Genomic DNA, 17,814 nt, shown 5'->3' with positions numbered 1-17,814 from the left:
CGCTGTTGATTACATATTACGAATATAATCGTCCATCTCGGTTTTCAGGTTATCCGACTTGGTGCCGAAAATCGCCTGAACACCCGAACCGGCTATCACCACTCCACGTGCACCGAGGCTTTTCAGCTCGCTCTGGTCCACTTTACCCACATCCGCCACGCTAACGCGCAGACGAGTGATACAGGCATCGAGGTTGGTGATGTTTTCTTTGCCACCGAATGCAGTGACCAGTTTGCCCGCCATTTCACTGCCGGTCGCGCTGCTCTGCTCAACCGCATTATCTTCACGGCCCGGCGTTTTCAGGTTCAGTTTGACAATCAGTACACGGAACACGGTGTAGTAAATCAGGCCGTAGATGATACCCACAATCGGGAACAGCCAGATTTTGCTGCTGTTGCCACTCAGCACGATAAAGTCGATCAGACCGTGTGAGAAGCTGGTGCCATCACGCATGCCGAGCAGGATGCAAATCGGGAATGCCAGGCCAGCCAGAATCGCGTGGATCACATACAGGATCGGCGCAACAAACATAAAGGAGAACTCGATCGGCTCGGTGATACCGGTCAGGAACGAGGTCAGTGCGGCGGAGATCATGATGCCGCCCACTTTGGCACGGTTTTCCGGTTTTGCAGAGTGCCAGATAGCAATGGCAGCAGCAGGCAGACCGTACATTTTGAACAGGAAGCCACCAGACAGTTTGCCTGCGGTTGGGTCACCCGCCATATAACGCGGAATGTCACCGTGGAAGACCTGGCCAGCAGCGTTAGTGAATTCACCAATCTGCATCTGGAAAGGTACGTTCCAGATATGGTGCAGACCAAACGGCACCAGTGAACGCTCAACCACGCCGTAGATCCCGAAGGCGACAACCGGGTTCTGATAGGCTGCCCATTGTGAGAAGTCCTGAATGGCTGAACCTACCGGTGGCCAAATGAAGGACAGCAGCACACCCAGCACGATAGCCGCCAGACCAGAAATAATCGGCACAAAACGCTTACCGGCGAAGAAGCCAAGGTATTCCGGCAACTTGATACGGTAGAAGCGATTAAACATGTATGCCGCGATGGAACCGGCGATAATCCCGCCGAGTACCCCGGTATCGGCCAGATGTTTGGCATCGATCTCCGCAGCTGGCAGATGCAGCACCAGCGGAGCCACTACCGCCATGGTTTTCACCATGATGCCGTAAGCCACCACTGCCGCCAGGGCGGAAACACCGTCGTTATTGGTAAAGCCGAGCGCCACACCGATGGCAAAAATCAGCGGCATGTTGGCAAATACCGAACCACCCGCTTCAGCCATCACATGCGAAACCACGGCAGGTAACCAGCTAAAGTTAGCTGAACCAACACCTAATAAAATACCGGCAATCGGCAATACCGATACCGGTAACATCAGCGACTTACCTACTTTTTGCAGGTTCGCAAATGCGTTTTTGAACATAGCCTGAAGCTCCTGAGTATGAGTGCATTTCGCGCAGTGCGCGTGGTAACGGGGGGAGGACCCTTTACCGGGATGACGCTGAGCGTCTTTTGATTTATTACGAAGAGTAAAATAAATAGATTTTTCTTACTTTGACGGCTATCACGTTTCGCTGATGACACCGTCTGGCTTTCAGGCAATTCTTACTGACTTGCTGATATTTACAGCAAAAAATCACTGACTGCGCCCGCAGGGGCGCAATACATCGGATGAATTTCTGATTAATTACAGAGTTTGAAATAAAGTGCGTTAACCGCCGAGGCGACTCATCGGGATATGAAACAGACGGGAGAAATTCTCGGTGGTGGTTGCCGCCAGCGTCTCAATATCGACACCCTTCAGCACCGCCATATAATCGGCCACGTCACGGGTAAACGCAGGCTGGTTCTCTTTGCCACGATGCGGTACGGGTGCCAGATAAGGTGAATCGGTCTCCACCAGCATCCGGTCCAGCGGGACATAACGCGCCGCATCACGGATTTGTTCCGCGTTACGGAACGTCAGAATACCGGAGAAGGAGATGTAAAAGCCCATATCCAGCAGTTTCGTCGCGGTCTCTTTATCTTCAGTGAAACAGTGCAGTACCCCGCCGCACTTCTCAACCTGCTCTTCACGCAGGATCGCCAGCGTATCTTCACGCGCATCACGGGTATGGACGATGATCGGTTTGTTAAGTGCAATGCCGGTACGAATATGTTCACGGAAGGAAGCCTGCTGCTGCGCTTTGGTTTCCTGCTGGTAAAAATAGTCCAGCCCGGTCTCACCCAGCGCCACCACGCGTTCCTCCGCGGCCAGGCGTCGGAATTCCTCAACATCGTAAGGCGTTTCCTGATTCAGCGGATGAACACCACAGGCCAGCGCGATATTCTCACGCTCGCCAACCAGCGCTTTAATCTTGTAGTAATCCGGCAGGGTGGTGGCAATCGCCAGCATAAACTTCACGTCACGCGCTGCCGCTTTGGTGATCACATCATCCAGATCGCGGTGCTGCTTTTCGTAATCCAGGCCATCGAGATGGCAATGGGAATCGACAATAAACATACTTCTCTCTTTTACAATTAGCCGATGGTGGCTGGCGTCAGCAGACGGCCCCAGCTCAGCAAACGATCGGTCAACATTAATTCGCGATTGAGCGCAGTCACCTGCTGCAATTGTTCACGACACTGCATCCACAACTGCACGCTGGCACTCAGAGCGCTGCTGTTCAACTGTTGCGCCAGCAGCGTCACCACGTCCGGACGATCGCCGTTGCTTAACCAGCGATTGGCACCCTGCTGGACTTTCATCGCATCAACCAACAGCGAAAGCAGCCAGGCCAGGCGGTCGGCGACATCATCACTGTTTAGCGAGGGCAGCAGTTGCAACAGATCCTGCGACAAAGCACCGGGCAGTGCGTCGCACAATGCCTGGCGGGCCTGCCATCGCTCAGGTTGCAACAACGCCAGCGCGGCCGCAGGTGCGCCGTTGCTTAAGCGCAGCGCAGCACGCAGCGTCTCTTCCGCTTGGGAAATCTGTTTTTGCAACCATTGCAGGCTATGAATTTCATCAGGGGGCGAGAGATGCCAGGTCATGCAACGGCTGCGCAGCGTGGCGAGCAAACGCGACGGCTCACGGGTGCTGAGGAAAAACCAGGTATTAGCGGGCGGTTCTTCCAGGGTTTTCAGCAACGCATTGGCGGCAGCTTCGGTCAGTTGTGCCGCGTCAGGCAACCACACCACTTTCGCCCCTCCCTGCTGAGCAAAATGATACAGTTTTTCCGTGACGTCACGTACCGCATCTATCCCCAGCGAGGATTTGCCCTTCTCGGCCTCAAGACGATACCAGTCAGGATGCGTCTGCGCCTGCATCAAATGGCAACCGTGGCAGTGACCACAGCTCTTTAGCCCTTCGGGTTGCTGGCACATCAGCCAGCGGCTGACACCCCAAACCAGTGCATCGTCACCCATCCCCTCGATCGCCTGAATTAACAGCGCATGGTGCGCCTGATGGCTTTGATGACGGGCAATAATTTGCCGGTACGGCTGGTTTAGCCACGGATACCAGTTCATGCCGTTTGACCTGCCAGCCAGTGACGAACGGCGGACTGGATTGACTGTGTTACCTGCGGCAACGGCTGCGTGGCATCAATGGTGATAATGGAAGCATCTTTCGCCGCCAGCGCCAGATAACGTTCACGGGTGCGTTCAAAAAAGCGCAGCGATTCCTGCTCGATACGGTCCAGTTCGCCACGTGCACGCGCACGCTGTAAACCAATTTCCGGAGTGACGTCGAGATACAGGGTACAATCGGGGCGGAATTCACCCAGCACCGCGTCACGTAAGGTATTCATCAGTTGGGTATCCAGGCCGCGTCCGCCGCCCTGATAAGCCTGAGAGGACAGATCATGACGATCGCCAATTACCCAGGCACCCCGCGCCAGCGCTGGCTTGATGACATTCTCCACCAGCTGGACGCGCGCAGCGTAGAGCATCAGCAGTTCCGCTTGATCGGTGAGCGTTTCGCCATCAATCCCTTGCTTAACCAGCACACGCAGCTGTTCCGCCAGCGGTGTACCGCCCGGTTCACGCGTGAAGACCAGGTCATCAATGCCCTGCTCATGGAGCACCGCAACCACGGCATCACGCGCCGTGGTTTTGCCTGCCCCTTCCAGGCCTTCGATGACGATAAACTTACTTTTCATTTTTTTCCTTCATTGCCAGCCGATACGCCTGCACGGCTTTATTATGGCTGACCAGATTAGTGGTAAAGGTGTGACCACCTTTACCATCAGCCACAAAGTAGAGGTAATTGCTTTTTTCCGGGTGCGCTGCCGCTTCCAGTGAAGCCCGGCCCGGCATGGCAATCGGACCCGGTGGCATGCCGCTAATGGTATAAGTATTGTAATCGGTTGGCGTGTCGAGATCTTTACGCGTCAACGTTCCAGCATAGCTATCGCCCATGCCATAAATCACCGTCGGATCGGTCTGTAGCTTCATGCCAATCCGCAAGCGGTTGATAAACACCGAGGCCACCCGCGCGCGCTCCTCGCTGACGCCGGTTTCTTTCTCGATGATCGACGCCATCGTAACCAGATCCTGCTCTTTCTTATAAGGCAGGTTATCCATACGATTCTGCCAGATCTCATCCACCAGCTTGTTCATGCGCGCATGGGCACGTTCCAGCAGCGCGACATCGCTGGTGTTGGCGGTGTAGAGATAAGTATCGGGATAAAAGCCGCCTTCAAGCTGGCTGGCATCAAGTTTTAGCGCTGCCGCCACCGTCGCAAACTGATCATCTTTCAGAGTGTGTTTGAGATAAGGGGCCGCACGCAGTTGCTCCAGCCACTCTTTCAGGCGGGAACCTTCCACAAAACGCAGCGGAAACTGCGCTTCCTTGCCACTCGCCAGCAATGCCAGCAACTGACGCACCGTCATGTTGCTTTCGAGACGATAAGTACCGGCCTTAAAGCGCGCCAGCTCTGGCTCCAGCTTCAGCAACGGACCAAACCACAGGCTCGGTGCAATCACATGCTCACTTTCCAGCTGTGCTTCAAGTGCCACCCGGCCAGTCCCTGCTGGCAGAGTAAAAATGGTTTCCTGATGCAGGGTTAACGGTGTATCGGCGAAACGTTCAATTTGCCAATAACTAAAGGCCGCTGCGAGGCCAATAATCGCCGTGGCGCTGGCGATAATTTTTTTCATTCGGGTCATGGTGCTTCCATTTTCTGGCAACTGCCAAGCAGTTTCTGGTACAGCGAACGTGCGGTGAACGAAACATCGTCAATACTTCGCACGGGTAAAACGGGCATCAGGGCATTGCAAATCACCACTTCATCAGCGGCAAGGATCCGCTCCCTGTTACCATCAATCAACTGACAATCCTGGCCCGCAGCCGCCATCTGCGCCATCAGAAAACGCCGCATAATGCCAGCAACGCCAGCCTGGTCGAGACGTGGCGTGAATATCTCATCGCCCTCGCGCCAGAATAAATTGGCCGCACAGCATTCCACCACCGTCCCCTCAGTGTCAAGCACCAGCGCCTCGTCGGCTGCCGTCTGGTCAAGATGGTGGCGAATCAGCACCTGCTCCAGCCGATTCAGGTGTTTAATTCCCGCCAGCAGCGGATTGCGTGCCAGCGGCACCGGGCTGGTCACCAGCCTCGCCCCCTGTTGTTGCAGGGTCTGATAATGGTGGGGCCAGGGGGAGAGAGAGAGAATCCGCGTGGGGTGGCTGCATCCTGACCGACTGTAGCCGCGACCACCCGCACCGGGCGTCAGAATCACTTTTAACACCGCCCGTTGCTGCCCTTGTGCGGCAGCCAGCATTTCTGCTTCGAGTTGCTGCCAGTCAGGTTCAGCCATCAGCAGGCGTTCACAACCCTGTTTCAAACGTTGCAGATGGGCGGCTAACAGCTGAATCTGTCCGTTTATCACCGCAGCGGTGGTGAAACAGCCATCGCCAAACTGCACCGCACGGTCGCGCGCTGCAAGCTGCGTCTGTTCTGCTCCATTTATCCACATCATAACGACCTCAATGAATTGACCTTGCTTTGAATACCATTGAAGGCCGTAAGATTCCACGCGACTGCGTGACAAAATATAAAAAAAGGCCCGCATTGCGGGCCTCTGTTCTGGACGGAACGACTTACACCTTACGGAAAATCAGAGAACCGTTGGTTCCACCGAATCCGAAGGAGTTACAGAGCGTATATTCCATACCGCTGACCTGGCGTGCGGTATGAGGCACGAAATCCAGATCGCAACCTTCATCCGGGTTGTCGAGGTTGATAGTCGGCGGAATCGCCTGGTCGCGCAGTGCCAGGATCGAGTAGATCGACTCTACCGCACCTGCTGCACCGAGCAGATGGCCGGTCATCGATTTCGTTGAGCTGACCATAACGGAGCTGGCTGACGCACCAAAGATCGATTTCACCGCCTGAGCTTCGGCTTTATCACCGGCTGGCGTTGAAGTGCCATGCGCGTTGACATAGCCGATCTGTTCCGGGTTCAGCTGCGCATCGCGCAATGCGTTAGCCATCGCCAGCGCCGCGCCCGCACCGTTTTCCGGTGGTGATGTCATGTGGTAAGCATCGCTACTCATGCCAAAGCCAACAACTTCAGCATAAATTTTCGCACCGCGTTTTTTCGCGTGCTCATACTCTTCCAGTACCACGATACCTGCGCCATCGCCCAGTACAAAACCATCACGATCTTTATCCCAGGGACGACTTGCCGCCTGCGGGTTCTCGTTATGGGTTGAGAGCGCACGCGCAGCGCCAAAACCACCCACGCCCAGCGGCGTACTGGCTTTTTCAGCGCCACCGGCAAGCATGACGTCTGCATCGTTGTAAGCAATGATGCGCGCAGCATGACCGATGTTATGGACACCTGAAGTACAAGCTGTCGCGATTGAAATGCTCGGACCTTTGAGGCCAAACATAATCGTCAGGTGACCTGCGACCATATTTACAATGGTGGAAGGCACAAAGAACGGGCTGATTTTGCGCGGACCGCCATTCACCAGCGAGCTATGGTTTTCTTCAATTAAACCCAGTCCACCGATGCCAGAACCAATCGCCGCACCAACGCGACCGGCATTTTCATCAGTGACTACCAGACCGGAGTCATGCATAGCCTGTATACCGGCAACAATGCCGTATTGGATGAAATCATCCATCTTGCGCTGATCTTTGCGCGAGATGAATTCATCACAATTGAAATCTTTTACCAGACCAGCAAAACGTGTTGCATAGGCACTAGTATCAAAATGGTCGATCAGGGTAATGCCGCTCTGACCGGCAAGGAGAGTACTCCAGGTAGACTCTACGGTATTGCCGACAGGAGACAACATGCCAAGACCGGTCACAACTACACGACGCTTAGACACGTTCGTCCTCCAGGGAGGGATAAAAAAACTATTTGGGGCAAACAATAAAACTCAGGCGGTCGAGCGACCGCCTGAAGATATTCATTAGCCTTGGTGGCTAGTGATGTAGTCGATCGCTGCCTGAACGGTAGTGATTTTCTCAGCTTCTTCGTCTGGAATCTCAGTATCGAACTCTTCTTCCAGAGCCATCACCAGTTCAACCGTATCAAGAGAATCAGCGCCCAGGTCTTCAACGAAAGCAGCATTGTTGGTAACCTGTTCCTCTTTGCAGCCCAGTTGATCAACAGTGATTTGCTTAACGCGTTCCTCAATAGTCTTAGTGCTCATGCTATTCAATTTCCTATCAAAACTCGCTTTGTGCGATGGTTTTCGTAGTGTATAAAATGTTGAAAAAGATGCAACAAAATCCCGGCCGGTCGAACCACGATTTTACGCTATTCTGCGGTTTTTGCCGCAAATAATGCAAATGTTTTCGTGATTATCAGACCATGTACATGCCGCCATTGACGTGCAGCGTTTCACCTGTGATGTAGGCTGCTTCGTCAGAGGCTAAGAATGCTACTGCATTGGCGATTTCCTGCGGGTTGCCTAAGCGACCTGCCGGAACTTCAGCCAGAATGCCCGAGCGTTGATCTTCGTTCAGTGCGCGCGTCATATCCGTTTCAATAAAGCCCGGAGCCACGACGTTCACGGTAATGCCACGTGACGCGACTTCTCGCGCCAGTGATTTGCTAAAGCCAATCAAACCTGCCTTTGCTGCAGCATAGTTTGCCTGGCCCGCGTTACCCATGGTTCCAACTACAGAACCAATGGTGATGATACGGCCCACACGTTTTTTCATCATGGCACGCATAACCGCCTTAGAAAGGCGGAAAACTGATGTCAGGTTGGTATCCAGGATATCCGACCATTCATCGTCTTTCATGCGCATCAGCAGATTATCACGCGTAATGCCTGCATTATTGACTAAAATGTCCACTTCGCCAAATTCTGCGCGAACTTTATCAAGTACGCTCTCAATCGAGGCAGGATCGGTCACGTTCAGCAGCAGACCTTTGCCGCTGTCGCCGAGGTAAGCACTGATTGCCTCCGCGCCGCTTTCGCTGGTGGCGGTACCCACCACTTTAGCACCACGCGCTGCCAGCGTTTCCGCAATGGCGCGACCGATGCCGCGGCTCGCGCCGGTAACCAGCGCAACTTTACCTTCAAAGCTCATGATTTTCCTCTTATTCCTGGGTAAGCGCTGCCGTCAGTGAAGCAGGATCGTTCACCGCTGCAGCGGTCAGGCTATCCACAATACGTTTGGTGAGACCCGTCAGCACTTTACCTGGACCCATCTCCAGCAGCTGAGTCACACCTTGTGTGGCAATAAATTCAACGGCCTCGGTCCAGCGAACCGGGCTATACAGCTGACGCACCAATGCGCTACGAATGGCGTCTGGTGCGGTTTCGCACTTCACATCAACATTGTTGACCACCGGCACAGAAGGCGCATTAAAGCTGATGGCTTCAAGCGCAACGGCCAGTTTCTCTGCCGCTGGCTTCATCAGGGCGCAGTGTGATGGCACACTGACCGGTAACGGCAGTGCGCGTTTGGCACCGGCTGCTTTACAGGCTGCGCCCGCACGTTCAACCGCTTCTTTGTTGCCCGCGATAACAACCTGACCCGGAGAGTTGAAGTTGACGGGTGAAACCACCTGCCCTTGCGCACTCTCTTCACAGGCTTTACGGATCGCCGCATCATCAAGACCAATAATGGCCTGCATCGCGCCAGTACCTTCCGGAACGGCTTCCTGCATCAATTTACCGCGCAGTTCCACCAGTTTGATGGCATCGGCAAAATTCAGTACCCCTGCGCAAACCAGCGCCGAGTATTCACCCAGGCTGTGGCCAGCCATCAGCACCGGTTGCGCGGCATTTTTGCTCTGCCAGACGCGATAAATTGCGACGGATGCAGCCAGCAACGCCGGCTGTGTCTGCCAGGTTTTATTCAATTCTTCTGCCGGTCCCTGTTGGACCAGTTGCCATAAGTCATAACCCAGCGCATCAGAAGCTTCACGGAAAGTGGCTTCTACCTGCGGGTATTCAGCAGCCAGCTCGGCCAGCATACCTACGGTCTGCGATCCCTGTCCCGGGAACACAAAAGCAAATTGCGTCATCTTTCGTTCCTGTAATCAAAAGCGAACCAGCGCGGAACCCCAGGTGAAACCACCACCAAAGGCTTCCAGCAGAATCAGTTGTCCGGGCTTAATACGGCCATCACGGACGGCTTCATCCAGCGCGCTGGGTACGGATGCGGCTGAAGTGTTACCGTGACGATCCAGCGTCACCACCACTTTATCCATTCCCATACCGAGTTTTTTTGCTGTAGCGCTAATAATGCGCAGGTTGGCCTGATGAGGAACCAGCCAGTCGAGCATTTCGCGATCAAGATTATTCGCCTGCAACGTTTCATCAACAATATGCGCCAGCTCAGTCACTGCCACTTTGAAGACTTCGTTGCCTGCCATGGTGAGATACGCGGGTTGGTCCTGGTTCTCACGATCCTGATACGGCAGAGTCAGCAATTTGCCGTAGCGGCCGTCTGCATGCAGATGGGTCGAAATGATGCCCGGCTCGCTGCTCTGGCCGAGTACCACAGCACCCGCACCATCACCAAACAAAATAATGGTGCCACGGTCAGCCGGATCGAGCGTGCGTGCCAGCACGTCAGCTCCAATCACCAGCGCATGTTTCACCGCGCCATTTTTGATGTACTGATCGGCTACGCTCAGCGCATAGGTAAAGCCCGCGCAGGCAGCCGCAAGATCAAAAGCGGCGCAATCGTCGATTTCCAGCATTTGCTGGATCATGCAGGCTGAACTGGGGAATGCGTGGCTGGACGATGTCGTCGCGACAATAATTAAGCCCACATCACTGGCTGCCACACCCGCCATTTCGAGGGCGCGTTGTGCTGCCGAGTAACCCATGCTCGCTACTGTTTCATCCGGCGCAGCAATGCGGCGCTCACGGATACCGGTACGGGTGACAATCCACTCGTCCGAAGTCTCCACCATTTTTTCCAGGTCCGCGTTGCTGCGCACCTGGCTAGGCAAATAGCTGCCCGTACCGAGAATTTTGGTAAACATCTACGCTTTGTCACTCCTGGCTAATACAGTATCCAGGCGCGCCGCAATCCGCTCAGGGACTTGCCGCCGCACCGCCTGCTCTGCCTGCTCTATCGCCACGGCAAATGCGCGTTGATTCGCCGCACCGTGGCTTTTGATTACCGTCCCGCGCAATCCTAACAGACAAGCGCCATTGTACTGGTCGGGGTTGAGATGACCGAAACGCTTTGTCAGACGCTTCAGGATCCAACGACCAAGCAATTTCAGCCACCAGGCCCGTTTTTTTCCTTCACCTGACGACTTAAGCAGAGAAAGAAACATTCTTACCACGCCTTCCATGGTTTTCAGCGTGACGTTGCCAGCAAAGCCATCGCAAACCAGCACATCCGTTTTGCCAGTGAGGAGTTCGTTCCCCTCAAGATAACCAATATAGTTGATCTGCGGTGATTCCCGCAGCACAGCAGCTGCCATACGGATAGTTTCCAGACCTTTGGTCTCTTCCTGTCCGATATTGAGCAATGCCACACGCGGTTGCGCAATGCCCAGCACTTCTTCGGCCACCACTGCGCCCATCACGGCAAACTGCACCAGCATTTCACTGTCGGACTCAACATTCGCGCCCAGATCCAGTACCACCGTTTTCCCCTGCTGCTGGTGCGGCAGAACGGTCATCAGCGCCGGACGTTCAATCCCTTCCAGCGGCTTCAGTAATAACTTGGCCAGCCCCATCAGTGCGCCGGTATTTCCCGCACTGACACAGGCTTGTGCCTGACCTTCTTTCACCAGCTCCAGCGCGATACGCATTGAGCTACCGCGACTGTGACGAATCGCCTGTGAAGGTCTGGCATCACTTGCAATAACCGATTCGGCAGGAATAACCCGCAAACGCTCCAGTACAGAGGAATCCGCTTTGGCAAGTAATGGCGTGATGATGTCGGGCTTGCCGACCAGAAGGAGAACCAGGTGCGTATGAGAGGCCAGTGCCTGCAAGGCTGCAGGCACTGTCACGCAGGGACCGAAATCCCCGCCCATGGCATCTAACGCCAGGGTCAAACGTGTCAAAGTATCGCCTTGCGTAACCGCAAGAATTACTTAGCGATTACCTTGCGACCGCGGTAGTAACCATCCGCAGTGATGTGGTGACGCAGATGAGTTTCACCAGAAACTTTATCTACAGACAGGGTGGTGGTGGTCAGAGCATCATGAGAACGACGCATACCACGCTTAGAACGGGTGGGTTTATTCTGTTGTACGGCCATGGACCTTACTCCTATTACTTACGCTTTAAACTGGCTAATACGGCAAATGGGTTTGGTTTTTCTGCCTCTTCAGGCAACTTTCCAAAGACCATGTCCGCGTCGGACACTTCACAGTGTTCAGAATCATGCACCGGAACCACCGGCAGTGCGAGGATGATTTCATCTTCAATCACCGCCAGCAGGTCAATCTCGCCAAAATCATCGACATCGACCGGCTCGTAGGCTTCCGGCAGTGCCTCCGCCTGCTCCTCAGTGGAGACAGGACTGAAGCAATAGCTTACGTGGACCTGATGCGGAAACGGCTGGTTGCAGCGCTGACATAACAACGTTACCTGCACATCCGCTGTTCCTTGCAGAACGGCGAGGCGCTGGTTGTCAACCGCAAACGACATGGCACATTCCACATCACTGTCCACACTCACGACCGAGTCGGCCACGCGCGCCACCAATTCAGGTGAATAAACACCATGATAATCAAGGCGTTTTTGCGCAGCGCGTACCGGATCGAGCGTCAGGGGTAATTTTACCTTTTGCATAGGGCGCGAATATTAACTTTGTAACGTCATAGAGTCAAAGAAAAAGGCCGTTTCACAGCATCTTTCACCCGTTAGTCGCATCCAGTGCGGCGCACAGTTTAAAATGACTGTCACCTTTACGCTATCTATTCTGCAAAAAAATGATGACACCGCTGGTTTTAGCCTCAACTTCTCCATTCCGTCAGGCTTTATTAAGCAAACTCGGCCTGCCTTTTATCTGCGCAGCGCCGCATACCGATGAAACATCGCTCCCCGGCGAGACGGCAGAAGCGTTGGTGCAACGGCTGGCGCGGGCAAAGGCCCAGGCGCTGGCCGATCAGTATCCGGATCGCTGGATCATTGGTTCCGATCAGGTTTGCGTGCTGGATGGCAACATAACCGGTAAGCCGCATACCCCGGAGAACGCCCGACGTCAGCTGGCTGCCGCCAGCGGTAAGGCCATCACCTTTTATACCGGGCTGGCGTTAATCCAGCCGCAAAGCGCACAACAATTTTTATTCTGTGAACCTTTTATCGTGCATTTCCGTGACCTCAGTAAGGAGGAAATCGCCGCTTACGTCGCTAAAGAGCAACCTTTGCAATGTGCAGGTAGCTTCAAAAGCGAAGGTCTCGGCATTTGTTTGTTTGAACGACTGGAGGGGCGCGATCCCAATACGTTGATTGGCTTACCGCTGATTGCACTTAATGCGATGCTGCGTCAGGCAGGCATCAACCCATTGAGCTGATGCCTGCCACGGTTACGCCTTTTTCTGGCGTAACTGCGCCAGACAATGCTTCAGAGCGCCGTCAAGCGGCGCTTCCATGCGAAGTGTCTCGCCGGTGTTGGGATGAGTAAAGGTCAGCGCTGCGGCATGCAGGAACAGGCGGGAAAGCCCGGTCGGTGCCAGCTGGCGATCAAACGCACGTTCACCGTAGCGATCATCAAACGCAATAGGATGACCCGCATGCAGTGTATGAACACGAATCTGGTGGGTACGACCGGTTACCGGGCTGGCTTTTACCAGGGTGGCGAAACCAAAACGTTCCTCTACCTTGAAACGCGTTTCGGATGGTTTGCCTTCCGCACTGACGCGCACCACGCGCTCACCGCTTTGCAGGATATTTTTCAGCAACGGTGCCTGGACCACTTTCAGGTGCGAAGGCCAGTCACCCTGCACCAGTGCCAGGTAATCTTTTTGCATGCCCTTTTCACGCAGCTGTTCATGCAGGGAACGTAACGCTGAACGTTTCTTCGCCACCAGTAAAATACCGGAGGTGTCACGGTCCAGTCGATGGACCAGTTCAAGGAAGCGTGCTTCCGGGCGCAATGCACGCAATCCTTCGATCACGCCAAAGCTCAGGCCGCTGCCACCGTGCACCGCTGTGCCAGAAGGTTTATTCAGCACCAGCAAATAATCATCTTCATAGAGGATGGCGTCCGCCAGCGAAGACACTTTTTCCAGCTTAGGTGACAATGCCTGTTCTTCGCGCTCCGCCACGCGCACCGGCGGAATTCGCACCTCATCACCCTCTTCCAGCTTATATTCGGGTTTGATGCGCTTTTTATTTACCCGCACTTCGCCTTTACGCAAAATGCGATAAATCATACTTTTGGGCACCCCTTTCAATTGGGTACGCAAAAAGTTATCAATTCGTTGACCGGCGTTTTCAGCCGTGATGGCGACAAAATGTACGCCAGGATTCTCAGTTTTCATGGCGGCGATTCTAAATAGTGTCCCTGGATAGCGCCACCCCTTTTTCTGTGCTTAACTCTCTCTGGTCAGCTTGCTGAAACGGATGAAATGTTGTCTTTTTCAGCACGGCGATGATTAACCCTGCAAATGAACAGGTTAAGGATGAATAAACTTCACAGCTCGGCAAAAGTCGCCTTGCTATATGAAGGCTAGCAATGGAATAATGCAGGGGTTTCTGTCCTGGAAAGATTCAGGCTGGAAAAAGAGCGAAATAAGTCATTTTGCCGGATTGAACGGACACGCAGCAATGGCGTAAGACGTAATGTTAAATCAGGCACTTAGCGGGCTGCGGGTTGCAGCCAGGACGACAGACTGGGATGTGTGGATTTTTGAATACTCGCGTAGCACTTCCACCTTCAGGCGCTGGATTTCCTTATGAAAAACAGGCCACCGACAAGATTTGCGCCCCTTTAGCCGCCGACAACCGTGAGGTTGACGTCAGTGCATTAATGACACGGGGCCATCGGTTGATTCTCGTCCAGGGTAACGATGCCCGCAGCTTTGTCACTCATGAGAGAATAACGAGTAAGTCAAGATGAAAAGAATGTTAATTAACGCAACTCAGCAGGAGGAGTTGCGCGTTGCCCTGGTTGATGGTCAACGTCTGTACGATCTGGATATCGAAAGCCCCGGACACGAACAGAAAAAAGCCAATATCTACAAAGGTAAAATCACCCGTATTGAACCTAGCCTCGAAGCTGCGTTTGTTGATTACGGCGCTGAGCGTCACGGTTTTCTCCCTCTGAAAGAAATCTCCCGCGAATATTTCCCCGCTAATTACAATGCGCACGGACGTCCCAACATCAAAGATGTGCTGCGTGAAGGCCAGGAAGTTATCGTTCAGATTGATAAAGAGGAACGCGGTAATAAAGGTGCAGCACTGACAACCTTTATTTCGCTGGCCGGTAGTTACCTGGTGCTGATGCCGAACAACCCGCGTGCGGGTGGCATTTCACGCCGTATCGAAGGTGATGATCGCACCGAACTGAAAGAAGCGTTATCAGCCCTGGAACTGCCGGAAGGCATGGGTCTGATTGTGCGTACTGCGGGCGTGGGCAAATCTGCCGAATCGCTGCAGTGGGACTTAAGCTTCCGCCTGAAACATTGGGAAGCGATCAAAAAAGCCGCAGAAAACCGCCCAGCCCCCTTCCTGATCCATCAGGAAAGCAACGTGATTGTTCGCGCCTTCCGCGACTATCTGCGTCAGGATATCGGTGAGATTCTTATCGATAACCCGAAAGTGCTGGAGCTGGCACGTCAGCATATCGCTGCCCTGGGTCGCCCGGACTTCAGCAGCAAAATCAAACTGTACACCGGTGAAATCCCGCTGTTCAGCCACTACCAAATCGAATCGCAAATTGAATCCGCCTTCCAGCGTGAAGTGCGCCTGCCATCCGGCGGTTCTATTGTTATCGACAGCACCGAAGCACTGACGGCGATTGATATCAACTCCGCACGCGCCACCCGTGGCGGTGATATCGAAGAGACGGCGTTCAATACCAACCTGGAAGCGGCCGACGAAATCGCTCGCCAGCTGCGTCTGCGTGACCTTGGCGGCCTGATCGTTATCGACTTTATCGATATGACGCCAGTTCGCCATCAGCGCGCGGTGGAAAACCGTCTGCGTGAAGCGGTACGTCAGGATCGTGCACGTATCCAGATCAGCCATATTTCTCGCTTTGGCTTGCTGGAGATGTCTCGTCAGCGCCTCAGCCCGTCACTGGGTGAATCCAGCCATCACGTGTGCCCGCGCTGTAGCGGTACTGGCACCATCCGTGATAACGAATCGCTGTCGCTGTCAATTCTGCGTCTGATTGAAGAAGAAGCGCTGAAAGACAACACCAAAGAAGTACATGCCATTGTGCCGGTACCGGTTGCGTCTTATTTGCTGAACGAAAAACGTGATGCCGTGAGTGCGATTGAGAAGCGCCAGGGTGGTGTTCGCGCCATCATCGTGCCGAACGATCAGATGGAAACCCCGCACTACTCCGTACTTCGTGTGCGCAAAGGCGAAGAAACTCAGACGCTGAGTTATCACCTGCCGAAGCTGCATGAAGCGGAAATGGCACTGCCTTCGGAAGAAGAACAGGCCGAGCGTCGTCGCCCTGAGCAACCTGCCCTCGCCGCCTTTGTGATGCCGGATGCACCACCTGCACCGGTTGAAGCAGATGAAACAATCGCGCCAGTGGTGAAAGCCGAGCCGAAGGCCAAAGCGACGGCAACCGCCGCCGCACCGGCAGCCTCAACCGGCTTTATGGCACGTCTGCTGGGTGGTCTGAAGAAATTGTTTGTCGGTGACGCACCTGCTGAAGCGCCTGTGGCCAGTGAGAAACAGGAAAGTGACAGCAAAGCCGCTGAAGGTGAAAACACTCAGCAGCGTGGCGATCGTCGCAACAACCGTCGCAATAACCGCCGTGAACGCACACCGCGCAACGGTGAGAATGCACCGGTACGTGAAGCACGTGACCAGCGTGAGCCACGTGAACAGCGTGAACCTCGCGAAGCACGTGAGACCACGGAAAACCGTCGCAACAAACGTCAGAACGAGCCGCGTGAAGAACGTAGCCCGGTACAGAGCGAAGAAGCTCGCCAGCAGCGTGAAGAACAGCAGCAGCAACGCCGTGAACAGCGTGCAGAGCGCCAGCGTCGTCGTCAGGAAGAGAAACGCGCCCAGCAGCAGGAACAGAAAGCCGCTGAGCCGATCGTTCAGACTGATGTCGTTGACGAATCCGTAGCTCAGGAAGAAGAACGCGTTCAGGTCATGCCGCGTCGTAAACCACGTCAGCTGACGCAGAAAGTCCGCTTTGGTGACGAGAACGTCGTCGTGACGGATACCGCTGCGCCGCTGGTTAGCGAAGCACCGGTTGAAACACCGCCGCGTGCGCCGCAGCAAGAAGAACCAGAAGCGGTGAATGAAGACCAGGATGATAGCGAAAACCGTGACAGCGCCAATATGCCGCGCCGTTCACGTCGTTCCCCGCGTCACCTGCGCGTCAGTGGTCAGCGTCGCCGTCGTTATCGTGATGAGCGTTATCCGACCCAATCTGCCATGCCGCTGGCTACCGCTTCGGCGTCGCCGGAAATGGCTTCTGGTAAAGTCTGGGTACGTTATCCAGTGGCTCAGGCCAATGAAGAACTGGTGACTCAGGATGCGGTAAACGAGACGCCAGACTACAGCCGTGAAGAGACCGCTGCCGCCGTTGCGCTACCTGCCAGTGTCGAAGTGGCACAGGAAGTGGTTGCGGAACCGAGTGCTGAAGCTGCCGTACATCAGGCTGAACCGGAGCCGCACACTGACGTGCCTGTGGTGAATACCGATGACACCAGCCCGATTGAAACCCCGGTCAACGAAGAACCGGCGGTGATTTCCGCTGCAGATGAAGTGGTTGCGCAGGAAACGGCGGCACAGGCCGAGCCGGTGATTGACGTTGCCGCTGAAGTCGACGAAGCCGTAGCAACCGCAGCCGTTGCCCCTGCTGAAGTGACGCCAGAAGTGGCCGAACAGGTGGAAGAAGTGCTGGCTGCCCCGGTCGCAGCAGAAGTGCCGCAGCAACCCGTTGTGGAACCTCAGGCACCGGTTGCCGCACGTGACGCCGCGCTGAATAACGCGGAAACCCGCTGGAAGCATTTCGCTTCAGCACCGATGACCAAAGCACCGGCACCGGCATGGGAACCCGAAACGGTTCGCCACAGCGATTGGGTACGCCCACCGTTCGAGTTTGATGGTCGTGGATCGGCTGGCGGTCATAGCGCCACGCATCAGTCTACTGCTCCGGCAACCAAACCGGAAAGCGTCTAAGCAAATAGCTCTGTAACCAACCCCGGCCAGTCCG

At 54.6% G+C, this 17,814-nt stretch carries 17 protein-coding genes; 2 read left to right on the top strand and 15 right to left on the bottom strand.

Annotated elements, in window-relative coordinates; genetic code table 11:
* Positions 1-9: 9 nt before the first annotated feature.
* The 14 genes from ptsG to yceD all read right to left on the bottom strand — a co-directional run bounded on the left by ptsG (position 10) and on the right by yceD (position 12,248).
* Positions 10-1,443 (bottom strand): PTS glucose transporter subunit IIBC, encoded by a 1,434-nt coding sequence (gene ptsG / locus CUN67_RS07415; RefSeq protein WP_208714648.1) that lies wholly within the window; start codon positions 1,441-1,443, stop codon positions 10-12.
* Between the two features lie 288 nt (positions 1,444-1,731).
* On the bottom strand, positions 1,732-2,523 hold the full coding sequence (locus CUN67_RS07410) for a metal-dependent hydrolase (protein ID WP_208714647.1): 792 nt from the start codon (positions 2,521-2,523) through the stop codon (positions 1,732-1,734).
* A gap of 17 nt (positions 2,524-2,540) precedes the next feature.
* Positions 2,541-3,530 carry a DNA polymerase III subunit delta' gene (gene holB / locus CUN67_RS07405; protein ID WP_208714646.1) on the bottom strand — a complete coding sequence of 330 codons (990 nt, stop codon included), beginning with the start codon at positions 3,528-3,530 and terminating at the stop codon, positions 2,541-2,543.
* Positions 3,527-4,162 carry a dTMP kinase gene (gene tmk, locus CUN67_RS07400; protein ID WP_208714645.1) on the bottom strand — a complete coding sequence of 212 codons (636 nt, stop codon included), beginning with the start codon at positions 4,160-4,162 and terminating at the stop codon, positions 3,527-3,529. The genes holB and tmk overlap by 4 nt, the downstream gene beginning before the upstream one ends.
* The gene (gene mltG / locus CUN67_RS07395; protein WP_208714644.1) at positions 4,152-5,171 is read right to left on the bottom strand and encodes an endolytic transglycosylase MltG; all 1,020 of its coding nucleotides are present in this window, start codon (positions 5,169-5,171) and stop codon (positions 4,152-4,154) included. Before mltG ends, tmk begins: the two co-directional genes overlap by 11 nt.
* Complete coding sequence (gene pabC, locus CUN67_RS07390; protein ID WP_208714643.1) at positions 5,168-5,983, bottom strand: aminodeoxychorismate lyase; 816 nt, start codon at positions 5,981-5,983, stop codon at positions 5,168-5,170. Before pabC ends, mltG begins: the two co-directional genes overlap by 4 nt.
* 121 nt (positions 5,984-6,104) lie before the next feature.
* Positions 6,105-7,346, bottom strand: coding sequence for a beta-ketoacyl-ACP synthase II (gene fabF / locus CUN67_RS07385; protein ID WP_208714642.1), 1,242 nt, complete (start codon positions 7,344-7,346; stop codon positions 6,105-6,107).
* Between the two features lie 84 nt (positions 7,347-7,430).
* Positions 7,431-7,673, bottom strand: coding sequence for an acyl carrier protein (acpP, locus tag CUN67_RS07380; RefSeq protein WP_208714641.1), 243 nt, complete (start codon positions 7,671-7,673; stop codon positions 7,431-7,433).
* A gap of 154 nt (positions 7,674-7,827) precedes the next feature.
* A complete protein-coding gene (fabG, locus tag CUN67_RS07375; RefSeq protein WP_208714640.1) occupies positions 7,828-8,562 on the bottom strand; it encodes a 3-oxoacyl-ACP reductase FabG in 735 nt (244 codons plus the stop codon).
* Positions 8,563-8,572: 10 nt separating this feature from the next.
* Positions 8,573-9,505 carry an ACP S-malonyltransferase gene (gene fabD, locus CUN67_RS07370; RefSeq protein ID WP_208714639.1) on the bottom strand — a complete coding sequence of 311 codons (933 nt, stop codon included), beginning with the start codon at positions 9,503-9,505 and terminating at the stop codon, positions 8,573-8,575.
* A 15-nt stretch (positions 9,506-9,520) separates the two neighbouring features.
* Positions 9,521-10,474, bottom strand: a complete 954-nt coding sequence (locus CUN67_RS07365) for a beta-ketoacyl-ACP synthase III (protein ID WP_208714638.1) — start codon at positions 10,472-10,474, stop codon at positions 9,521-9,523.
* Positions 10,475-11,515, bottom strand: a complete 1,041-nt coding sequence (gene plsX / locus CUN67_RS07360) for a phosphate acyltransferase PlsX (protein ID WP_208714637.1) — start codon at positions 11,513-11,515, stop codon at positions 10,475-10,477.
* Between the two features lie 26 nt (positions 11,516-11,541).
* The gene (gene rpmF / locus CUN67_RS07355; protein ID WP_013508656.1) at positions 11,542-11,712 is read right to left on the bottom strand and encodes a 50S ribosomal protein L32; all 171 of its coding nucleotides are present in this window, start codon (positions 11,710-11,712) and stop codon (positions 11,542-11,544) included.
* A 14-nt stretch (positions 11,713-11,726) separates the two neighbouring features.
* Complete coding sequence (gene yceD, locus CUN67_RS07350; RefSeq protein ID WP_084873883.1) at positions 11,727-12,248, bottom strand: 23S rRNA accumulation protein YceD; 522 nt, start codon at positions 12,246-12,248, stop codon at positions 11,727-11,729.
* Positions 12,249-12,391: 143 nt separating this feature from the next.
* Here yceD and CUN67_RS07345 point away from each other — a divergent pair, with 143 nt between their 5' ends.
* Positions 12,392-12,973 carry a Maf family protein gene (locus tag CUN67_RS07345; RefSeq protein WP_208717096.1) on the top strand — a complete coding sequence of 194 codons (582 nt, stop codon included), beginning with the start codon at positions 12,392-12,394 and terminating at the stop codon, positions 12,971-12,973.
* Between the two features lie 12 nt (positions 12,974-12,985).
* Here CUN67_RS07345 and rluC read toward each other — a convergent pair whose 3' ends face one another.
* Positions 12,986-13,942, bottom strand: coding sequence for a 23S rRNA pseudouridine(955/2504/2580) synthase RluC (gene rluC, locus CUN67_RS07340; protein ID WP_208714636.1), 957 nt, complete (start codon positions 13,940-13,942; stop codon positions 12,986-12,988).
* A 574-nt stretch (positions 13,943-14,516) separates the two neighbouring features.
* Between rluC and rne the strand changes: the two genes are divergently transcribed.
* Entirely contained in the window at positions 14,517-17,780 is a 3,264-nt protein-coding gene (gene rne, locus CUN67_RS07335) for a ribonuclease E (protein ID WP_208714635.1), read from the top strand.
* Positions 17,781-17,814: the final 34 nt, after the last annotated feature.

Source organism: Pantoea cypripedii, assembly GCF_011395035.1.
GTDB classification, from domain to species: domain Bacteria; phylum Pseudomonadota; class Gammaproteobacteria; order Enterobacterales; family Enterobacteriaceae; genus Pantoea; species Pantoea cypripedii_A.
This window is presented reverse-complemented; position numbering and strand designations above follow the sequence as displayed.

Bases quoted from the DNA above. Each gene is read 5' to 3' on its own strand.
- ptsG (WP_208714648.1), bottom strand. From the start codon at position 1,443: ATGTTCAAAAACGCATTTGCGAACCTGCAAAAAGTAGGTAAGTCGCTG.
- CUN67_RS07410 (WP_208714647.1), bottom strand. From the start codon at position 2,523: ATGTTTATTGTCGATTCCCATTGCCATCTCGATGGCCTGGATTACGAA.
- holB (WP_208714646.1), bottom strand. From the start codon at position 3,530: ATGAACTGGTATCCGTGGCTAAACCAGCCGTACCGGCAAATTATTGCC.
- tmk (WP_208714645.1), bottom strand. From the start codon at position 4,162: ATGAAAAGTAAGTTTATCGTCATCGAAGGCCTGGAAGGGGCAGGCAAA.
- mltG (WP_208714644.1), bottom strand. From the start codon at position 5,171: ATGACCCGAATGAAAAAAATTATCGCCAGCGCCACGGCGATTATTGGC.
- pabC (WP_208714643.1), bottom strand. From the start codon at position 5,983: ATGATGTGGATAAATGGAGCAGAACAGACGCAGCTTGCAGCGCGCGAC.
- acpP (WP_208714641.1), bottom strand. From the start codon at position 7,673: ATGAGCACTAAGACTATTGAGGAACGCGTTAAGCAAATCACTGTTGAT.
- fabG (WP_208714640.1), bottom strand. From the start codon at position 8,562: ATGAGCTTTGAAGGTAAAGTTGCGCTGGTTACCGGCGCGAGCCGCGGC.
- fabD (WP_208714639.1), bottom strand. From the start codon at position 9,505: ATGACGCAATTTGCTTTTGTGTTCCCGGGACAGGGATCGCAGACCGTA.
- CUN67_RS07365 (WP_208714638.1), bottom strand. From the start codon at position 10,474: ATGTTTACCAAAATTCTCGGTACGGGCAGCTATTTGCCTAGCCAGGTG.
- rpmF (WP_013508656.1), bottom strand. From the start codon at position 11,712: ATGGCCGTACAACAGAATAAACCCACCCGTTCTAAGCGTGGTATGCGT.
- yceD (WP_084873883.1), bottom strand. From the start codon at position 12,248: ATGCAAAAGGTAAAATTACCCCTGACGCTCGATCCGGTACGCGCTGCG.
- CUN67_RS07345 (WP_208717096.1), top strand. From the start codon at position 12,392: ATGACACCGCTGGTTTTAGCCTCAACTTCTCCATTCCGTCAGGCTTTA.
- rluC (WP_208714636.1), bottom strand. From the start codon at position 13,942: ATGAAAACTGAGAATCCTGGCGTACATTTTGTCGCCATCACGGCTGAA.
- rne (WP_208714635.1), top strand. From the start codon at position 14,517: ATGAAAAGAATGTTAATTAACGCAACTCAGCAGGAGGAGTTGCGCGTT.